General features: G+C 68.4%; 3 protein-coding genes. All 3 read left to right on the top strand.

Translation table 11 applies throughout. The features are described 5' to 3' along the window. Positions 1-692: ATP-binding cassette domain-containing protein (locus NS283_RS18085; RefSeq protein WP_058598224.1), on the top strand; the 692-nt coding region annotated here is incomplete at its 5' end. Then, complete coding sequence (locus NS283_RS18080; RefSeq protein ID WP_058598223.1) at positions 689-1,555, top strand: ABC transporter permease; 867 nt, start codon at positions 689-691, stop codon at positions 1,553-1,555. The genes NS283_RS18085 and NS283_RS18080, both read left to right, overlap by 4 nt. After that, positions 1,552-2,376 carry an ABC transporter permease gene (locus NS283_RS18075; protein WP_058598222.1) on the top strand — a complete coding sequence of 275 codons (825 nt, stop codon included), beginning with the start codon at positions 1,552-1,554 and terminating at the stop codon, positions 2,374-2,376. The genes NS283_RS18080 and NS283_RS18075 overlap by 4 nt, the downstream gene beginning before the upstream one ends. Positions 2,377-2,426 lie beyond the last annotated feature (50 nt).

Here is a 2,426-nt window from a genome sequence, read left to right as displayed (position 1 = left end):
CGCTCGGTGTGATCCCCCAGCAAGACAATCTGGACGCCGAGCTGAACGCGCGCGAGAACCTCTACGTCTACGGCCGCTACTTCGGTCTTCCCGGCAAGGTCTGCGCGCAGAAAGCCGAAGAGCTCCTGGCGTTCGCGCAGCTCGAAGACAAGGCGACGAGCAAGGTCGAGCAGCTCTCCGGCGGCATGAAGCGCCGTCTCACGATCGCCCGGGGGCTCATCAACGATCCGCGCATCCTGCTGCTCGACGAGCCGACGACCGGACTCGACCCGCAGGCGCGACACGTGCTGTGGGACCGCCTCTTCCGCCTCAAGGAGCGCGGTACGACGCTCGTGCTGACGACGCATTACATGGACGAGGCCGAGCAGCTGTGCGACCGGCTCATCGTCGTCGACAAGGGCCGGATCATGGCCGAGGGCTCGCCCGCCTCGCTCATCCGCCAGCACTCGAGCCGCGAGGTGCTCGAGGTGCGATTCGGCTCCGATCGCAACGAAGAGGCCGCCCGCGCCCTCGGGGGCATCGGCGACCGCGTCGAGGTGCTTCCCGACCGCGTTCTCGTCTACGCCCACGACGGCGAAGCCGCGCTCGAACGCGTCGTGGCCGCGGGGCACACGCCCCTGACGTCGCTCGTGCGGCGATCGAGCCTCGAAGACGTCTTCCTCCGCCTCACCGGACGGTCGCTGATCGAATGAGCACACCCCAGACCCCGGATGCCGTCCGCCACCCCTCCGCCAACGAGTTGCGCGCCGAGGCGCTCGCGTGGGCGCGCAAGCCGCGCCGATACGGCTCCTGGTACGTCACCGAGCACATGGTCCGCACGATGCGCGCCTACGGGTGGACGATCGTCGTCGGCGCCCTCGGCCAGCCGATCCTCTACCTGCTCGGTCTGGGACTCGGCCTCGCCGCGCTCATCCAGGGCCAGATCGACGACGGCGGGCGCGCCGTGCCCTACCTCGTCTTCATCGCGCCGGCGCTGTTGGCCACGGCGGCCGTGGGCGTGGCATCCGAGGAGTTCACGTACCCCGTCATGTCGGGCTTCAAGTGGCGTCGCTACTTCTACGGCTTCAACGCCTCGCCGCTGTCGTCGCCGCAGATCGCGAACGGCGTCGTCCTGGGCGCCTCGGCCCGCATGTTCGTCGGCGTCGCGGCCTATTACCTCTTCATCTGGCTCTTCGGCGCGGTCCCCGAGCCCGCCACGGGATGGCTGTCGATCCCCGTGGGCCTGCTCGCCGGGGTGAGCTTCGGCGCGCCCCTCATGGCCTTCGCCGCTTCCCTCGAAGAAGACAAGGGCCAGTTCGCTCTCGTGCAGCGGTTCGTCTTCGTCCCGATGTTCCTGTTCTCGGGCACGTTCTACCCCCTGTCGACGTTGCCGTGGTTCCTGCAGCCCATCGGATGGGTCTCGCCGCTGTGGCACGCGACCGAGGTCGGACGCATGCTCACGTACGGTCCCCTCGAGCCGCTTCCCGCGCTCGGACACCTGGCGTACCTGCTCGCGCTCGCCGCGGGAGGATACCTGGCGGCGCGACGCATCTTCGAACGGAGGCTCGCGGCATGAGCGCCGCCACGACTGTGCGCTCCACGCGTCGCCGCGGCGGCGTCGGAGCCCTCTGGGCCGGCAACCCGCAGGCGGTGCTCCAGCGCAGCTTCCTGGCGGCGCGCTCGTCGAACTGGGTCGTGGTGGTGTCGGGCTTCTTCGAGCCGGTGCTGTACCTGGCGTCGATGGGCATCGGCCTGGGCGCGCTCGTGGGTGAGGTCCAGACTTCCACCGGCACGGTCGTCCCCTACGCCGCGTACATCGCCCCGGCGCTCCTCGCCGTCTCCGCGATGAACGGCGCCGTCTACGACTCGACGTGGAACGTCTTCTTCAAGCTCAACTACGGCAAGCTCTACGAGGGGATGCTGTCGACCTCGCTGGGTCCGCTCGACGTCGCGCTCGGCGAGATCCTGTACGCGCTGATGCGCGGGCTGGTCTATGCGTGCGGCTTCATGGTCATCATGCAGCTGTTCGGGCTGAATCTCGCGCCGACCGCGATCCTGGCCCTTCCCGCGGTGGTGCTCATCGCGTTCGGCTTCGCGAGCCTCGGCATGGCGATCACGAGTTACATGAAGACGTTCCAGCACATGGACTGGATCACGCTGATCATGCTGCCGATGTTCTTGTTCTCGGCGACGTTCTTCCCGATCACGCAGTATCCCGAGCCGATCCAGTTCGTCGTCCAGGTGTTCCCGCTGTGGCACGGTGTCGAACTGATCCGCGGTCTCACGACCGGGTCGCTCTCGCTCGCGCTGCTCTGGCACGTCCTCTACTACGTCGTCATGATCGCGGTCGGCCTGTTCTTCACGACCAAGCGCCTGCGCGCCCTGTTCCTCGACTGACCGCGCGCGCGGGCCGCGGTCCCGTGCGCTCCCGCGCGCGCGGTCAGTCG

This window comes from Microbacterium testaceum, from assembly GCF_001476285.1.
Lineage (GTDB): Bacteria > Actinomycetota > Actinomycetes > Actinomycetales > Microbacteriaceae > Microbacterium > Microbacterium testaceum_B.
Note: the sequence above shows the minus strand (reverse complement) of the source record. Positions and strands in the feature narration are given on the sequence as shown.

What these genes read in the sequence shown, in the direction of transcription:
- NS283_RS18080 (WP_058598223.1), top strand. Translation starts at nt 689, where the DNA reads ATGAGCACACCCCAGACCCCGGATGCCGTCCGCCACCCCTCCGCCAAC.
- NS283_RS18075 (WP_058598222.1), top strand. Translation starts at nt 1,552, where the DNA reads ATGAGCGCCGCCACGACTGTGCGCTCCACGCGTCGCCGCGGCGGCGTC.